The sequence below is a fragment of the Amycolatopsis sp. NPDC006125 genome (assembly GCF_040614195.1).
Taxonomy (GTDB): domain Bacteria; phylum Actinomycetota; class Actinomycetes; order Mycobacteriales; family Pseudonocardiaceae; genus Amycolatopsis_E; species Amycolatopsis_E tucumanensis.
In genome coordinates this window covers 25,946-40,552 of record NZ_JBEXTZ010000081.1, presented here as the reverse complement: position 1 = coordinate 40,552, position 14,607 = coordinate 25,946, and the positions used below count along the sequence as shown (strand labels likewise).

At 71.4% G+C, this 14,607-nt stretch carries 15 protein-coding genes; 10 read left to right on the top strand and 5 right to left on the bottom strand.

Going from position 1 to position 14,607, the window contains the following annotated elements; genetic code table 11:
* Positions 1–226: 226 nt before the first annotated feature.
* Positions 227–1,417 carry a PQQ-dependent sugar dehydrogenase gene (locus ABZ193_RS32130; protein ID WP_354712544.1) on the bottom strand — a complete coding sequence of 397 codons (1,191 nt, stop codon included), beginning with the start codon at positions 1,415–1,417 and terminating at the stop codon, positions 227–229.
* A 52-nt stretch (positions 1,418–1,469) separates the two neighbouring features.
* On the opposite strand from ABZ193_RS32130, the gene ABZ193_RS32125 reads away from it, so the two are divergent.
* The 4 genes from ABZ193_RS32125 (at position 1,470) to ABZ193_RS32110 (ending at position 4,354) form a co-directional block, all read left to right on the top strand.
* Positions 1,470–2,384 (top strand): 2-hydroxyacid dehydrogenase, encoded by a 915-nt coding sequence (locus tag ABZ193_RS32125; RefSeq protein WP_237338431.1) that lies wholly within the window; start codon positions 1,470–1,472, stop codon positions 2,382–2,384.
* A 2-nt stretch (positions 2,385–2,386) separates the two neighbouring features.
* Complete coding sequence (locus tag ABZ193_RS32120; RefSeq protein WP_020421946.1) at positions 2,387–2,764, top strand: VOC family protein; 378 nt, start codon at positions 2,387–2,389, stop codon at positions 2,762–2,764.
* Between the two features lie 444 nt (positions 2,765–3,208).
* Complete coding sequence (locus ABZ193_RS32115) at positions 3,209–3,685, top strand: serine hydrolase domain-containing protein (RefSeq protein ID WP_237338452.1); 477 nt, start codon at positions 3,209–3,211, stop codon at positions 3,683–3,685.
* Between the two features lie 48 nt (positions 3,686–3,733).
* Positions 3,734–4,354 carry a DoxX family protein gene (locus ABZ193_RS32110; protein WP_237338430.1) on the top strand — a complete coding sequence of 207 codons (621 nt, stop codon included), beginning with the start codon at positions 3,734–3,736 and terminating at the stop codon, positions 4,352–4,354.
* A 53-nt stretch (positions 4,355–4,407) separates the two neighbouring features.
* On the opposite strand, the gene ilvD is transcribed toward ABZ193_RS32110, so the two are convergent.
* Together ilvD and ABZ193_RS32100 are read right to left on the bottom strand one after the other, a co-directional pair.
* Entirely contained in the window at positions 4,408–6,252 is a 1,845-nt protein-coding gene (ilvD, locus tag ABZ193_RS32105) for a dihydroxy-acid dehydratase (protein ID WP_237338429.1), read from the bottom strand.
* A 25-nt stretch (positions 6,253–6,277) separates the two neighbouring features.
* The gene (locus tag ABZ193_RS32100) at positions 6,278–6,730 is read right to left on the bottom strand and encodes a PH domain-containing protein (protein ID WP_354712543.1); all 453 of its coding nucleotides are present in this window, start codon (positions 6,728–6,730) and stop codon (positions 6,278–6,280) included.
* A 298-nt stretch (positions 6,731–7,028) separates the two neighbouring features.
* Between ABZ193_RS32100 and ABZ193_RS32095 the strand changes: the two genes are divergently transcribed.
* The 4 genes from ABZ193_RS32095 to ABZ193_RS32080 all read left to right on the top strand — a co-directional run bounded on the left by ABZ193_RS32095 (position 7,029) and on the right by ABZ193_RS32080 (position 10,762).
* Positions 7,029–8,891 carry an acetolactate synthase large subunit gene (locus ABZ193_RS32095; RefSeq protein ID WP_039791902.1) on the top strand — a complete coding sequence of 621 codons (1,863 nt, stop codon included), beginning with the start codon at positions 7,029–7,031 and terminating at the stop codon, positions 8,889–8,891.
* Positions 8,888–9,394, top strand: a complete 507-nt coding sequence (gene ilvN, locus ABZ193_RS32090; RefSeq protein WP_027936447.1) for an acetolactate synthase small subunit — start codon at positions 8,888–8,890, stop codon at positions 9,392–9,394. The genes ABZ193_RS32095 and ilvN overlap by 4 nt, the downstream gene beginning before the upstream one ends.
* 32 nt (positions 9,395–9,426) lie before the next feature.
* Positions 9,427–10,440, top strand: a complete 1,014-nt coding sequence (gene ilvC, locus ABZ193_RS32085) for a ketol-acid reductoisomerase (RefSeq protein ID WP_017987460.1) — start codon at positions 9,427–9,429, stop codon at positions 10,438–10,440.
* A 79-nt stretch (positions 10,441–10,519) separates the two neighbouring features.
* Positions 10,520–10,762: a DUF397 domain-containing protein gene (locus ABZ193_RS32080; RefSeq protein WP_020421958.1), complete on the top strand. Its 243-nt coding sequence runs from the start codon at positions 10,520–10,522 to the stop codon at positions 10,760–10,762.
* Between the two features lie 10 nt (positions 10,763–10,772).
* Here the strand turns inward: ABZ193_RS32080 and ABZ193_RS32075 are convergent, their stop codons facing one another.
* Positions 10,773–11,597, bottom strand: coding sequence for a TIGR03620 family F420-dependent LLM class oxidoreductase (locus ABZ193_RS32075; RefSeq protein WP_237338427.1), 825 nt, complete (start codon positions 11,595–11,597; stop codon positions 10,773–10,775).
* On the bottom strand, positions 11,594–12,223 hold the full coding sequence (locus ABZ193_RS32070) for an LLM class flavin-dependent oxidoreductase (protein ID WP_237338426.1): 630 nt from the start codon (positions 12,221–12,223) through the stop codon (positions 11,594–11,596). Before ABZ193_RS32070 ends, ABZ193_RS32075 begins: the two co-directional genes overlap by 4 nt.
* Before the next feature lie 77 nt (positions 12,224–12,300).
* Between ABZ193_RS32070 and ABZ193_RS32065 the strand changes: the two genes are divergently transcribed.
* Together ABZ193_RS32065 and serA are read left to right on the top strand one after the other, a co-directional pair.
* On the top strand, positions 12,301–12,855 hold the full coding sequence (locus ABZ193_RS32065) for a helix-turn-helix domain-containing protein (protein ID WP_020421961.1): 555 nt from the start codon (positions 12,301–12,303) through the stop codon (positions 12,853–12,855).
* 72 nt (positions 12,856–12,927) lie between these two features.
* Positions 12,928–14,526, top strand: a complete 1,599-nt coding sequence (gene serA / locus ABZ193_RS32060; RefSeq protein WP_237338425.1) for a phosphoglycerate dehydrogenase — start codon at positions 12,928–12,930, stop codon at positions 14,524–14,526.
* The last annotated feature ends 81 nt before the right edge of the window (positions 14,527–14,607 follow it).

Below are 14,607 nucleotides of genomic sequence, written 5' to 3'. Positions count from 1 at the left end.
AGCCCCTTCCGAACCCGATCTTGAATTGTTCGGTTGCCGAGACACCGCGTCAAGGCGGGAAAGCGTGCCTTGACCCGGTGGCTCGGCAACCGATTTGGCTGGGGATCGGGTTGCGGGAGGGGAGTGGTTCGGGGGTTTCGGGCTTGCGTTGCCGGCCTGCGGTTTCGGGCGTGGGGGCCGGTCGGCGTTCGTTGCCGGGGCGCCGGTTCAGGCGTGGGGCCGGCTCTCAGTCCTTGCCGCTGCCGCCGCTCGGGGTGGCCTGCAGCGAGATCAGCACGACCCGGTCGTCGCTGGAAATCGGCTGGCCGCCGTCCTTGTTGACGGTGCCCACGAGCGCGAACTGGCTGTCGATCTGGTCCAGCCCGCCGTAGCGGCCGTACGCGGTGCCGTTCTTGCCGTCCATCAGCGTCTTCGGCTTGCCGCCCACCGAACCGTCCAGCGTGATGGGCAGTTCCTGCAGGTTGGCGCCCACCGAGGTGGCGATGACGACCGCCGAGCCGCTGTCCGCGCAGCCCGCCAGCGCCGGCTTCTCCGGCCACGTCCACGTCGGCACCGCGAGCGACGCGCCCGGCGTGATCGCGTACAGCGCGTCCGCCGACGAGCCCCGGTCCGTGATCCACATCCGGGAACCGTCCGTCGCCTTGCAGAGGCCGCCGGGGGAGTGCACCCCGCTCGCGTACACCCGCGAGCCGGGCGTCGGGTTGCCCTGCGCCGCGTTGCCCGCCGTGTCGATGCGCAGGACCTTCCCGGCCAGGGAGTTCGGGTCCGCCGCCGCCGACGGGTTGCCCGCGTCGCCCGTCGCGACCAGCAGCGCGCCCCTGCCGTCGGTCATGATCGCGCCCCGGTTGCCCGTCGCGCCCTTCGGGATGCCCGTCAGCAGCGCCTTCGGCTGCTGGCCACGCGTGAAGCGGACCACCCGGTTGTCGGTGGCCGTCGTGACGTAGGCGAACACCAGCTGGTCCTCGGCGAACGTCGGGGACAGCGCCAGCCCGGTCAGGCCGCCGTCACCGGTCGCCTGCACGTCCAGGCGGATGACCTCGGCCGGCGTGTGACCGCTCGACACCTGCAGCACGCGGCCCGTCTTGCGCTCCGCGGCCAGCGCGCTCGGCGCGGCGCCGGTGTCCGGCAACGCGGCGAGCGCGGACACGGTGTCCAGGCACGTCGCGATCACCGACTGGTCGTAGTCGGTGCAGCCCTGCGGCGGCGGGATCGATGTCTGCGGCGAGTTGGGCCGCGACTCGTCGTCACCGCCGTCCACCTCGGGCAGTTCCGGCTGCGGCCCGGCCGGGGCGGTCAGCTCCGGGGCAGGCTCGAACGTCTGGTTCGCGGCCCGGTCGTCGAACTGCGCGCAGCCGGTCAGCAGCAGCCCGCAGGCCGCCACCAGCCACCACGGCGCCTTCCCGTTCCCGACACGCACGCTCCCAGCCTAGGTGCCGGTGGGTGAACGACGGGTAAGTACCGTGGCGATCATGCCCGTCACGGTTCTGGTCCCCGACGAAGACGGCCTGCACGTGCTCGGCGAGCTGCCCGGGGTGCGGCCCGTCCGCTACAGCTGGCGCGAGCCGCTGCCGCCCGAGGCCGCCGACGCCGAGGTCCTCGTCCCCGGCGCGCACCGGCCCGAGGAACGCGACGCGGTGCTCGGCGCGCTGCCGAACCTGAAGCTCATCCAGCTGCTGTCGGCGGGCGCGGAGAACTGGATCGGGACCGTGCCGGACGGTGTGCTGCTGTCCACCTGCCGCGGCGCGCACGGCGGCAGCACGGCCGAATGGGTCGTCGCCGTGCTGCTGTCGATCTACCGCGAGCTGCCCGGGTTCGCCGCCGACCAGGCCGCGCACCGCTGGAACCTGCACGCCACCGACACGCTGCAGGACAAGCGAGTGCTCGTCGTCGGGGCCGGTGACCTGGGGCGGCAGCTCAAGCGCCGCCTGGTGGCGTTCGACGCGCGGGTCACGATGGTTGGCGTCAGCGCGCGTGAGGGCGTGCACCCGGTGGACGAGCTGCCCGCGCTGCTGGGCGTGCACGACGTCGTCGCGCTGATGGTGCCGCTGACCTCGCGCACCCGGGGGATGGTGGACGCGAAGTTCCTCGCCGCGATGCCCGACGGCGCGATCCTCGTCAACGCCGCGCGCGGACCGGTGGTCGACACGGACGCGCTGGTGGCCGAGCTGACCGCGGGCCGCCTGCGGGCCGCGCTGGACGTCACCGACCCCGAGCCGCTGCCCGCGGACCATCCACTGTGGACCGCGCCGAACGTGCTGCTGACGCCGCACGTGGCCGGCTCGGTGACGGGCAGCAAGCGGCGCTCGTACGCGGTGGTCGCCGCGGAGATCGCCCGCTACGCCGGCGGGGAGCTGCCGCAGAACCTCGTGCACGGGGAGTACTAGGGATGATCCTCCGCCACGTGACGATCGACTGCGCCGAGCCCTACGAGCTGGCCCGGTTCTGGAGCGAGGTGACCGGCTGGCCGGTCTCCGGCGAGGATTCGCCCGGCGACCCCGAGGTGCTGGTCGAGGCGCCCGCGCCGCTGCCGGGCCTGCTGTTCATCCGGGTTCCCGAGGACAAGACGGTGAAGAACCGCGTCCACTTCGACTGGATGCCGGACGAACGGTCCCGCGACGCGGAGGTCGAGCGCCTTCTCGGGCTCGGCGCGCGGGTGCACGAGGACCACCGGACACCCGACGGGCTCGGCTGGGTCACGCTGCTCGATCCCGAAGGCAACGAGTTCTGCATCGAGCGCAGCGCGGGCGAGCGCGAAACCACCTGACAAACCCCGGGGTGTGTCAGGCGCCGTGTCAGCGCGGAGGCGGTGCGGTGTCAGGCCGGCGGGCGAACGTAATCGCATCGACCACGTTGCACCGATACCGAAGTAACACACAATGCAGAACGTCGACGCCCCCGCCGTCCAGGTCGCCGAGCCGGACCGGCCCGAGCGGCGGCAGGCTGTCCAGGCCCTCGTCGACGCCGGGTTCGCCGCCGCCGAGATGTGCGTCCGCGACGACCGCGGCCGCTGGACCGGTCGTGCGGATGCTGTTGCAGCACACCAGCGGCCTCTACAACTACACCGGCGAGCTCGACGCCGACGGCACGTTCGTCATGGGGCTCCCGTCGCAGGGCAAGGCTCTGACCGGCGCCCGGCTCGAACCGCGGCGGCCGCGACAGCGCGAACGCCGTCACCGGCAACACCTACGCCGAGGAGGCCCAGCGGCGCATCCTCGGGCCGCTCGGGCTCGCGGACACCGTGGTGTCGGCGACCTCGCCGGACCTGCCTGGACCGCACGCGCACGGCTACTACCGCTGCGAGGACGGCACCCTCGTCGACGTCAGCCGCCAGAACCCCACCCTGCTGGCCGGCGCCGGTGACCTGATCTCGACCGCGGAGGACCTGAACACCTTCATCTCCGCGTTGCTCGGCGGCCGGCTCCTGCCCGCCCCGCTGCTGGCCGAGATGCTCACCCCGCACGGCGAGCTCAACCTCGGACTCGGCCTGTGGGTGCAGGACCTCGGCCCGGCGGGCACGATCGTGCACCACAACGGCGGCGCCCCGGGCGGCTACGGCGCCCTGATGATCAGCACGCCGGACGGCAGCCGCACCCTGACGGCGACGCTGACCACCGGCGAGGCCGACCCGGCAGAGGTGTTCCCCGCGGCGCTGGGCGCGCTCATCATGTCGGTGTTCGGCAGCTGAACACCGGAACCTGTCGCGCATCCGACACGGATGGCCTAACCTGCGCGGGTGACCAGCCCTCAGGACGAGTCGAAGACCCAGAACCTGTTCACGGAATCCGGGTACTACCAGCCCACCGAGAGCAGCAGCACCAGCATGCTCTCCGACGTCGAGGACCGGCCGTCGCCGCCGGTGAACCGCTACCACGGCGGGATCGACTTCGGTCTGCTCGCGCTGCGGCTGGCGCTCGGGGCGATCCTCGGCGCGCACGGGTTGCAGAAGGTGTTCGGGCTGTTCGGCGGCCCCGGCATCGACGGCACGGCGCGGATGCTGGAGTCGATGGGCTACACGGCCCAGCCGACGCTGCTCGCGTGGATCACCGGGTTGAGCGAACTGATCGGCGCGGTGCTCGTGGTGCTGGGCCTGTTCACCCAGATCGGCGCCGCGGCGATCCTCGGCGTCACCGTGAACATGGTCTACGTCCAGTGGCGCGGCGGGTTCTTCGAGCCGAACGGGTTCGAGTTCGAGCTGCTGCTGGCGACCGCGGCGTTCGCGCTGCTGTTCACCGGCTCCGGGCGGATCGCGCTGGACGTCAACACCCCGTGGCGGCGCCGCCCGGTGCCGTTCGGGTTGTTCTTCCTGCTGATCGCCGCCGCGGCGGCCGTCGTGGTCATCGTGCTGGCGCGCTGAACAACGAAAAAGGGCCCCGGCTGTGCGCAGCCGGGGCCCTTTTCTCGTCAGGCCTACTTGTTCGGGTCGCGCACGGCGCCCGTGTCGGCGGAGGTGGCCATCCGCGCGTAGGCGCGCAGGGCCGCGGTCACCGGCCGCTGGCGGTCCACCGGCTGCCACGGCCGCTCCGAGGCCTCCATCTTCGCCCGGCGCTCGGCCAGCACGTCGGCGTCCACCAGCAGCTCGAGCTTCCGCTCGTGCACGTCGATCAGGATCTGGTCGCCGTCCTGGACCAGGCCGATCGTGCCGCCCGACGCGGCCTCCGGCGAGATGTGCCCGACCGAGATCCCGGACGAGCCGCCGGAGAACCGGCCGTCGGTGATCAACGCGCACTTCTTGCCGAGCCCGGCGCCCTTGAGGAACGCCGTCGGGTGCAGCATCTCCTGCATGCCAGGGCCGCCGGCGGGACCCTCGTAGCGGACCACGAGCACCTCACCCGGCTGGATCTTCTTGCTCAGGATGACCGAGACGGCCTCCTCCTGGCTCTCGACCACGCGCGCCGGGCCCTGGAACCGCCACAGCTCCTCGTCGATGCCCGCGGACTTGATCACCGCGCCGTTCTCGGCCAGGTTGCCGCGCAGCACCGCGAGCCCGCCGTCCTTGGTGTAGGCGTGCTCGATGTCGCGGATGCAGCCGTTCGAGGCGTCCGTGTCGAGCTCGGTCCACCGGTTGGACGTGGAGAACGCCTCCGTGGTGCGGACCCCGCCGGGCGCGGCGTGGAACAGCTCGATCGCTTCCTCGGAAGCCGACCCGCCGCGGATGTCCCACTTGGACAGCCACTCCTCGAGCGAAGAGGAGTGCACGGCAGTGACATCCCGGTTGAGCAGCCCGGCCCGGTTCAGCTCACCGAGGATGGCGGGGATGCCGCCGGCCCGGTGCACGTCCTCCATGTGGTAGTCGGAGTTCGGCGCGACCTTCGACAGGCACGGCACGCGGCGGCCGATCTCGTCGATGTCGGAGATCGTGAAGTCGACCTCGCCCTCCTGCGCCGCGGCCAGGATGTGCAGCACCGTGTTGGTCGAGCCGCCCATCGCCATGTCCAGCGCCATTGCGTTCTCGAACGCCTTGCGGTTGGCGATCGACCGCGGCAGCACGCTGTCGTCGTCCTCGCCGTACCAGCGCTTGCACAGCTCCATCACCGTGCGGCCGGCGTCCTCGAACAGCTTGCGGCGCGCGGCGTGCGTGGCCAGCGTCGAGCCGTTGCCCGGCAGCGACAGGCCCAGCGCCTCGGTCAGGCAGTTCATCGAGTTCGCGGTGAACATGCCCGAGCACGACCCGCACGTCGGGCACGCGGACCGCTCCACAATGGACAGCCCGTCCTCGTCGACGGCGGGGTTGGCCGAGGCGGAGATACTGGTGATCAGGTCGGTCGGCGCGTGCGCGACGCCGTCCACGACGACCGCCTTGCCGGCCTCCATCGGGCCGCCGGAGACGAACACCACCGGGATGTTCAGGCGCATCGCGGCGTTGAGCATGCCCGGGGTGATCTTGTCGCAGTTGGAGATGCAGACCAGCGCGTCGGCCTGGTGCGCGTTGACCATGTACTCGACCGAGTCGGCGATGATCTCGCGCGAGGGCAGCGAGTAGAGCATGCCGCTGTGCCCCATGGCGATGCCGTCGTCCACCGCGATCGTGTGGAACTCGCGCGCCACGCCACCGGCCTCGCGGATCGCCCCGGCCACGATGTCGCCGAGGTCCTTGAGGTGCACGTGCCCGGGCACGAACTGGGTGTAGGAGTTGGCGATCGCGACGATCGGCTTGCCGAAGTCGCCGTCGGTCAGCCCGGTGGCCCGCCAGAGGGACCGGGCGCCCGCGGCGTTGCGGCCATGGGTGGTTGTTCGGGAGCGCAGAGCAGGCATGGCAGCCAGGTTACGCCCGGCGTGATCAGGACTGGCCGGTGTCCTTCCCAACGTCCTCGGCGTCCTCGGCGTCCAGGTCGTCGGTCAGGCCGCTCGGGTCCTTCATGCGGCCCTCGCTGACCAGGGAGATCACCGGCAGGTGGCGGGTGCGGACGGACGGCAGCAGGACCTCGCTGCCGTCCGTCAGCACCGCGCGGACCTTGGCCTTGTCGTTGATCGCCAGCCCCTTGAGCGAGGACCACGGCAGTTCGCGGTGGCCGAACACCGTCCGCACGTCCAGGCCGCGCGCGGAGGCGACCGTGCGGGTGCGCACCACGAAGACGAACAACCCGATCGGGATGACGTACATCAGCCACAGCCCCGGCACGTCGGCGAAGGCGGCGGGGATCATGCAGACCGCCAGGAACACGACGGCGAGCAGGGTGATCAGCGGAACGCGGAAGATCGCCTTCCGGCCCTCTTGCTGGGTTTCGGCCACGCCACCATGGTGCCTCCCGCCCACCGGGACGCCACGGCCGGGTGCGCCCAGTATCCGGGATCACCGTCCCGCAGAGTTGACACTGTTCGACGCGACCCGATAACGTCACCGCCGTGAACCCGCAGATTGGCCTCGTACTTCCCCCGCGCGTCGACGCGTAGGGACCATCGAACCCACTGCGTCGACGCGCGACCCTCGTGCGACCTGGAAAGGTCGGCGGGGGTTTTTTGTTGCCCACCGCCAGCCCCGAACCCCACCACCCGACGAGAAGCCCGACGAGACCCACGAGGCAGAACTGATGACAAGCGCCACGTCGCGATCGGAAACGAAACCCGGAGCGAATCCGGCCGCCGCGTCGCCGGCCCAGCTCGGCAGCCGCCCCAAGCCAGCCCCGCCCGCAGGCACGCCGGTCCGGGTGACCGGCGCGCAGTCGCTGGTGCGCTCGCTCGAGGCGATGGGCGTCGAGGTGGTCTTCGGCATTCCGGGTGGCACCATCCTGCCTGCCTACGACCCGCTCCTGGACTCGACGAAGGTGCGGCACGTCCTCGTCCGCCACGAGCAGGGCGCCGGGCACGCGGCCACCGGGTACGCGCAGGCCACCGGCAAGGTCGGCGTGTGCATGGCGACCTCGGGTCCCGGCGCGACCAACCTGGTCACCCCGCTGGCCGACGCGAACATGGACTCCGTCCCGGTCGTCGCGATCACCGGCCAGCAGACCCGGCCGCTGATCGGCACCGACGCGTTCCAGGAAGCCGACATCTGCGGCATCACGATGCCGATCACCAAGCACAACTTCCTGGTCACCGACCCCATCGACATCCCGCGCGTGATCGCCGAGGCGTTCCACCTCGCCTCCACCGGCCGTCCCGGCCCGGTCCTGGTCGACATCCCCAAGGACGTGCTGCAGGAGACCACCTCGTTCTCCTGGCCGCCGGAGCTGCACCTGCCCGGCTACCGGCCGACGCTGCGCCCGCACGGCAAGCAGGTCCGCGAGGCCGCGCGGCTCATCGCGCAGGCCCGCCGCCCGGTCCTCTACGTCGGCGGCGGCGTGATCAAGGCGCAGGCCCACGCGCAGCTGAAGGAGCTGGCCGAGCTGACCGGCATCCCCGTGGTCACCACGCTGATGGCCCGTGGCGCGTTCCCCGACTCGCACCAGCAGCACCTGGGCATGCCCGGCATGCACGGCTCGGTCGCCGCGGTCGCCGCGATGCAGCGCGCCGACCTGCTGGTCGCGCTCGGCGCCCGGTTCGACGACCGGGTGACCGGTCAGCTGTCGTCGTTCGCGCCGGAGGCCAAGGTCGTCCACGCCGACATCGACCCGGCCGAGATCTCCAAGAACCGCAAGGCCGACGTGCCGATCGTCGGGGACTGCGCGGAGATCATCACCGAGCTGATCGACGCGGTGAAGGCCGAGACCGACCGCATCGGCGAGCCGGACCTGGCCCCGTGGTGGACGCAGATCGACGCGTGGCGCCAGACCTTCCCGGCGGGCTACGAGTGGCCGTCCGACGGCACCCTGTCGCCGCAGTACGTCATCGAGCGCATCGGCCAGATCGTCGGGCCGGACGCCGTCTACACCGCGGGTGTCGGCCAGCACCAGATGTGGGCCGCGCAGTTCATCAAGTACGAGAACCCGCGCACCTGGCTCAACTCCGGCGGCCTCGGCACCATGGGCTACGCGGTGCCCGCCGCGATGGGCGCCAAGTTCGGCGTGCCGGACAAGCAGGTGTGGGCCATCGACGGCGACGGCTGCTTCCAGATGACCAACCAGGAGCTGGCCACCTGCGCCATCGAGGGCGCGCCGATCAAGGTCGCCGTCATCAACAACGGCAACTTGGGCATGGTCCGCCAGTGGCAGAACCTGTTCTACGCCGAGCGGTACTCCAACACCGACCTCGGCACCCACAAGCACCGGATCCCGGACTTCACGCTGCTGGCCGAGGCGCTGGGCTGCGCGGGCCTGCGGTGCGAGACCAAGGACGAGGTCGACGACGTCATCCGCCGCGCGATGGAGATCAACGACCGCCCCGTCGTGATCGACTTCGTGGTCGGCAAGGACGCCCAGGTCTGGCCCATGGTGGCGGCCGGGACCGGCAACGACGAGATCATGGCCGCGCGCGGCATCCGCCCGCTGTTCGAGGACGACGAGGTTTCGCAGTGACCAGGCATACGCTGTCCGTGTTGGTGGAGAATGTCCCCGGGGTGCTCGCCAGAGTCGCCGGGTTGTTCTCCCGCCGCGGTTTCAACATCGAGTCCCTCGCCGTCGGGCCCACGGAAAACCCCGAGGTGTCCCGGATGACGATCGTGGTCGCCGTTGAGGAGCTACCGCTCGAACAGGTGACCAAGCAGCTCAACAAGCTGGTCAACGTCATCAAGATCGTGGAGCTCGAGCCCGCCTCGTCGGTGCAGCGCGAACTGCTGCTCGTCAAGGTGCGGGCCGATGCCACCGTGCGCAGCCAGGTCCTCGAGACCGTCCAGCTGTTCCGTGCGAAGGTGGTCGACGTGTCGCCCGAGGCGCTCACCATCGAGGCCACCGGCACCGGTGACAAGCTCGGTGCCCTTCTGCGCATGCTGGAGCCGTACGGCGTGCGTGAGATCGTGCAGTCCGGCATGGTCGCGGTCGGCCGGGGTCCCCGGTCGATCACCGCCTCCGCGCCCCGTTGAAGTTTTAGAACCGAAAGGAATCAGTTCCCCTCATGTCAGTCGAAATCTTCTACGACGACGACGCCGATCTCAGCATCATCCAGGGTCGCAAGGTCGCCGTGATCGGTTACGGCAGCCAGGGCCACGCGCACGCGCTGAGCCTGCGCGACTCCGGGGTCGATGTGCGCATCGGTCTTCCGGAGGGGTCGAAGTCGCGCGCGAAGGCCGAGGAGGAGGGCCTGCGGGTGCTCACCCCGGCGGAGGCGTCCGCCGAGGCCGACCTGATCATGATCCTCGCGCCGGACACCAAGCAGCGCTTCATCTACAGCGAGGACATCGAGCCGAACCTGAAGGACGGCGACGCCCTGTTCTTCGGCCACGGCTTCAACATCCGCTACGAGCTGATCAAGCCGCCGGCCAATGTGGACGTGGCGATGGTGGCGCCGAAGGGCCCCGGTCACCTGGTCCGCCGCCAGTTCGTCGACGGCAAGGGCGTGCCCGCCCTGATCGCGGTCGAGCAGGACGCCTCCGGCAACGCGCAGGCGCTCGCGCTGTCCTACGCCGCCGCCATCGGTGGCGCCCGCGCCGGTGTCATCAAGACCACCTTCAAGGAGGAGACCGAGACCGACCTGTTCGGTGAGCAGGCCGTCCTCTGCGGTGGCGCCTCCGCGCTGGTGCAGACCGGGTTCGAGGTGCTGACCGAGGCCGGTTACGCGCCCGAGATCGCCTACTTCGAGGTGCTGCACGAGCTGAAGCTCATCGTCGACCTCATGTACGAGGGTGGCATCGCCCGGATGCGCTACTCGATCTCCGACACCGCCGAGTACGGCGACCTCACCCGCGGCCCGCGTGTCATCACGCCCGCGGTGAAGGAGGAGATGAAGAAGATCCTGGGCGAGATCCAGGACGGCACCTTCGCCCGCGAGTGGGTCGGCGAGGACGAGGCAGGCCGCGCCAACTTCCGCAAGCTGCAGGAAGCCGGCGAGCAGCACCCGATCGAGGAGACCGGGAAGAAGCTGCGCGGCCTGATGTCGTGGGTCGACCGGCCGATCACCGAGACCGCCTGAGTTTTCCGGTGAGGAAGGGACCGCTCCGGGGTGCGCCCCCGGGGCGGTCCCTTTTCGTTTCCGGAGTTACCGTGATCACGTGGACGACAAGGTGCGGGTTCGCGAGGAACTGGATCTCACCGGGGCGCGGTGGCAGGCCACGGACGGCGAACTGGAGTTCGCGCAGGTCGAGCACGTCGACGGTCTCGTCTACACGGCGCTGCGCAAGGCGACCGACCCGGACGGGCCGGTCCTGGTCTTCACACCGTCCGAATGGGACGCGTTTGTCGCCGGTGCCCGGGACGGCGAGTTCCACGACCTGGCGGGGCTGACCGCGGACTGAGCGGCCGCCGTCAGAGCAGCAGGCCGGCCAGCCGCCGCCAGCCGGCCAGGGGCAGGCCGGGCTCGTCGGTGATCACCTGCAGGCACACGTGGTCCGCGCCGGCGTCGAGGTGCGCCTTGACCCGGCCGGCGATCTCCTCCTCCCCGATCGCGATGACGGCCTCGACCAGCCGGGTGCTGCCCGCGAGGTCGTCGTCGGTGAAGCCGAGGCGCTTGAGGTTGACGCGGTGGTGCTCGGCCCGTTCGAGGTAGAAGCCCACCTCCGCACGGGCGATGTCCAGGCCCCGGTCGCGGTCGAGCACCACGCCCTGCTCGACCGCCAGGTAGGCGTCCGGCCCGAGGGTCTCCCGCGCTAGCGCGGTGTGCTCCGGCGGCACGAAGTACGGGTGGGCGCCGTCGGTGCGTTCGGCGGCCAGCCGCAGCATGCGCGGGCCGAGCGCGGCGAGCACCCGCCGTGCCGGCGGCACCGGTTCGGGGCTGGTGAACTCCGCCGCGTCCATCTCGTCCAGGTAGGCGCGGATGCTCTCGACCGGGCGCGCGCCGCGCGCGTGCCCGCCGAGGCCCAGCACGAACCGGCCGGGGTAGGCCTCGGCCAGTGCGCGCGCCCCGCCCGCGACGCCGGCCGGGCTGCGCCGGTCGAAGCGGGCGACGCCGGTGGCGACGGTGATGCGCGAGGTCGCGCCCAGCAGCAGGGCGGCCTGGGTGAGCGCCTCGCGCCCCGGGTACTCGCCGAACCACAGGCTGTCGAACCCGAGCTCCTCGATCTCGGCCGCCGCCTCGCGGACCTGGCCGATCGGCGCGGCGTCGAAGGCGAAGGTCCAGATGCCGACGCTCACGCGGCCACCCCCGGCAGCGCCGGGGCGAGACGCGCCAGCTGGTCCACCGCGCCGGGCAGATCCGCCGCGGTGGGGGAGATCAGCACCTGGTCCGCGCCCGCGTCCAGCTGCCGGAAGGCGTCGTGGCCGAATGTCCGCCCTGGCCCCGCGTCGGTGCCGACCCGCGGGATCTGCCCCACTGACGATCGCGCCTTGGCGGGATGCGCATCGAGCTCCCGGCGCGGGCTCAGCAGCTCGTCCTGGCCGTGCAACGCGGTGCGCGGACGGTAGTCCCGCATCCCGCGCAGCGGATCCGCGAACGACTGCCCGAGGCTCGCGGCCTGGAACGGGTGCCCGATCCCCAGCCCGAGCACGAACCGCCCGGGGTGGGCCTCGGCGACGGTGCGCGCCGCCGCCTGCGCGGTCACCGCCGGCCGCGACCACACGTTCGCGATCCCGGTGCCCACGGTGATCCGCCCGGTCGCGCCGAGGAAGACCGCGGAGCGCGCGAACGCGTCCCGCCCGCCGACGGTCTCGCCCATCCACACCGACGCGTAACCGAGCTCGTCGATCCGCGCCGGCTGCTCCCGTTCCACGCCGGCGGTCACCGGGTTCCCGCCGGAGAGCCACACACCCACTGAACTCATCGAAATCCTTTCGGAGGGGTCCTCCGGTTCACTGTACGGAGGCGGCCTCCGTTTTGTCACGCCTAAAGTGGATCGTGATGAGCAGCACCCGTCCCCTCCGCGCCGACGCCCGCCGCAACTACGAGCGCCTCCTGGCGGAGGCCCACACGGCCTTCGCCGAGTTCGGTGTGGACGCCTCGCTGGAAGAGATCGCGCGCCGCGCCGGGGTCGGGATCGGGACGCTCTACCGGCACTTCCCGACCAGGGAGGCGCTGCTGGTGGCCTTGCTCGGCGAGCGGTTCGAGGCGCAGGCCCGCGCCGCCGAAGAACTCCTCGAAGACCGGGACCCGCTGGACGCCCTGCGCACCTTCGCGCGGAGCCTGCTCGACGCCGCCACCACGTTCCGCGGCCTGGCCGACGCCACCGCGGAGGCGCTCAACGACGAGACCTCGGACCTCCACGCCGCCTGCGCCGGGATGCGCGCGGCGGTCGCGCGACTCGTCGCCCGCGCGCAGGAATCCGGTCAGCTGCGCGCGGACCTCAAGCCCGACGAGGTGTTGCTGATGGTGCACGCGGCGGGGTGGGCCGGTGAGCACGCGGGCACCCCGGACCGGCTCCTCGATCTCGTCTTCGCCGGGTTGCGCTCCCGTTAACAGGCCCGGTGAGCAGCGCGACTAGACTCGCGGGCGTCGTTTGAGCCCAGCCGCGTCCACGGGAGCCCCATCGTGACCAACCCCAGCAAGCCGGTCGTCCTCATCGCCGAAAAGCTCGCCCCGTCCACGCTGGCCGTGTTCGGCGACGAGGTCGAGGTCCGGCACGTGGACGGCACCGACCGCCCCGCTCTGCTGGAGGCCGTGAAGTCCGCCGACGCGCTGCTGGTCCGCTCCGCCACCAAGGTGGACGCCGAGGTGCTGGCCGCCACCACGCGCCTGAAGGTCGTCGCCCGCGCCGGTGTCGGCCTGGACAACGTCGAGGTGCCCGCCGCCACCGCGCGCGGTGTGCTCGTGGTGAACGCCCCGACCTCGAACATCGTCTCGGCCGCCGAGCACGCCGTCGCGCTGCTGCTGGCTGTGGCCCGCCGCGTGCCCGCCGCCGACCAGAGCCTGCAGGGCGGCGCCTGGAAGCGCAGCCAGTTCACCGGTGTCGAGCTGAACGGCAAGACCGTCGGTGTCGTCGGATTCGGCAAGATCGGGCAGTTGTTCGCGCAGCGCCTCGCCGCGTTCGACACCAAGATCGTCGCCTACGACCCGTACGTCCCGGCCGCCCGCGCCGCCCAGCTCGGCGTCGAGATGCTCAGCCTCGACGAGCTGCTCGCGCGCGCCGACATGATCTCGATCCACCTGCCGAAGACCCCGGAGACCAAGGGCCTGATCGACGCCGAGGCGCTGAAGAAGACCAAGCCGGGCGTGATCATCGTCAATGCGGCCCGCGGTGGCCTTGTCGACGAGGACGCGCTGGCCGAGGCCATCCGCAACGGCCACGTCGGCGGCGCCGGCATCGACGTGTTCGTCACCGAGCCGACCACCGAGAGCCCGCTGTTCGGGCTGCCCAACGTCGTCGTCACCCCGCACCTGGGCGCCTCGACCGCCGAGGCGCAGGACCGCGCGGGCACCGACGTCGCCCGGTCGGTGCTGCTCGCCCTGCGCGGCGACTTCGTGCCGGACGCGGTGAACGTCGCCAGCGGTGGCGTGGTGGGCGAGGAGGTCCGTCCGTACCTGCCGCTGACCCAGAAGCTGGGCACCGTGCTGGCCGCGCTGAGCCAGAAGGCGCCGTCGGCGGTCACCGTCGAGGTGCGCGGCGAGCTGTCGTCGGAGGACGTCAGCGTGCTGTCGCTGGCCGCCCTGCGGGGCGTGTTCGCCGGCGTGGTCGAGGACCAGGTCACGTTCGTCAACGCGCCGCGCCTCGCCGAGGAGTTCGGCGTGCGAACCGAGATCGTCACCGAGCCGGAGAGCCCGAACTGGCGCAGCCTGGTCACCGTGCGCGCGGTGCACGACGACGGCACCACGCTGTCGGTGTCGGGTTCGATCACCGGCAACAACCAGGTGGAGAAGCTGGTGGAGGTCAACGGCCGCCACTTCGACCTGCGCGCCGAGGGCCACATGCTGCTCCTGGAGTACCCGGACCGCCCGGGCATCATGGGCCGCGTCGGCACCCTGCTGGGTGAGGCCTCGGTCAACATCGAGGCGGCGCAGATCAGCCAGACCACCGACCGGTCGGACGCGGTGATGATCCTGCGCGTCGACCGCGAGGTGGACTCCCACCTGCTGGAGCCGATCGCCGCGACCGTGGGCGCGCGCACCATCCGCGCCGTCACGTTCGCATAACGCGCACTACCTCCCAAAGTCGGATTACTCCGATGCGCTCTAGGCGCATCGCGGGAGCACCGGCTAAGTTCGCACCCTCGC

What these genes read in the sequence shown, in the direction of transcription:
- ABZ193_RS32065 (WP_020421961.1), top strand. Translation starts at nt 12,301, where the DNA reads ATGAGCAGCACCCGTCCCCTCCGCGCCGACGCCCGCCGCAACTACGAG.
- ABZ193_RS32125 (WP_237338431.1), top strand. Translation starts at nt 1,470, where the DNA reads ATGCCCGTCACGGTTCTGGTCCCCGACGAAGACGGCCTGCACGTGCTC.
- ABZ193_RS32070 (WP_237338426.1), bottom strand. Translation starts at nt 12,223, where the DNA reads ATGAGTTCAGTGGGTGTGTGGCTCTCCGGCGGGAACCCGGTGACCGCC.
- ABZ193_RS32095 (WP_039791902.1), top strand. Translation starts at nt 7,029, where the DNA reads ATGACAAGCGCCACGTCGCGATCGGAAACGAAACCCGGAGCGAATCCG.
- ilvC (WP_017987460.1), top strand. Translation starts at nt 9,427, where the DNA reads ATGTCAGTCGAAATCTTCTACGACGACGACGCCGATCTCAGCATCATC.
- ABZ193_RS32120 (WP_020421946.1), top strand. Translation starts at nt 2,387, where the DNA reads ATGATCCTCCGCCACGTGACGATCGACTGCGCCGAGCCCTACGAGCTG.
- ilvD (WP_237338429.1), bottom strand. Translation starts at nt 6,252, where the DNA reads ATGCCTGCTCTGCGCTCCCGAACAACCACCCATGGCCGCAACGCCGCG.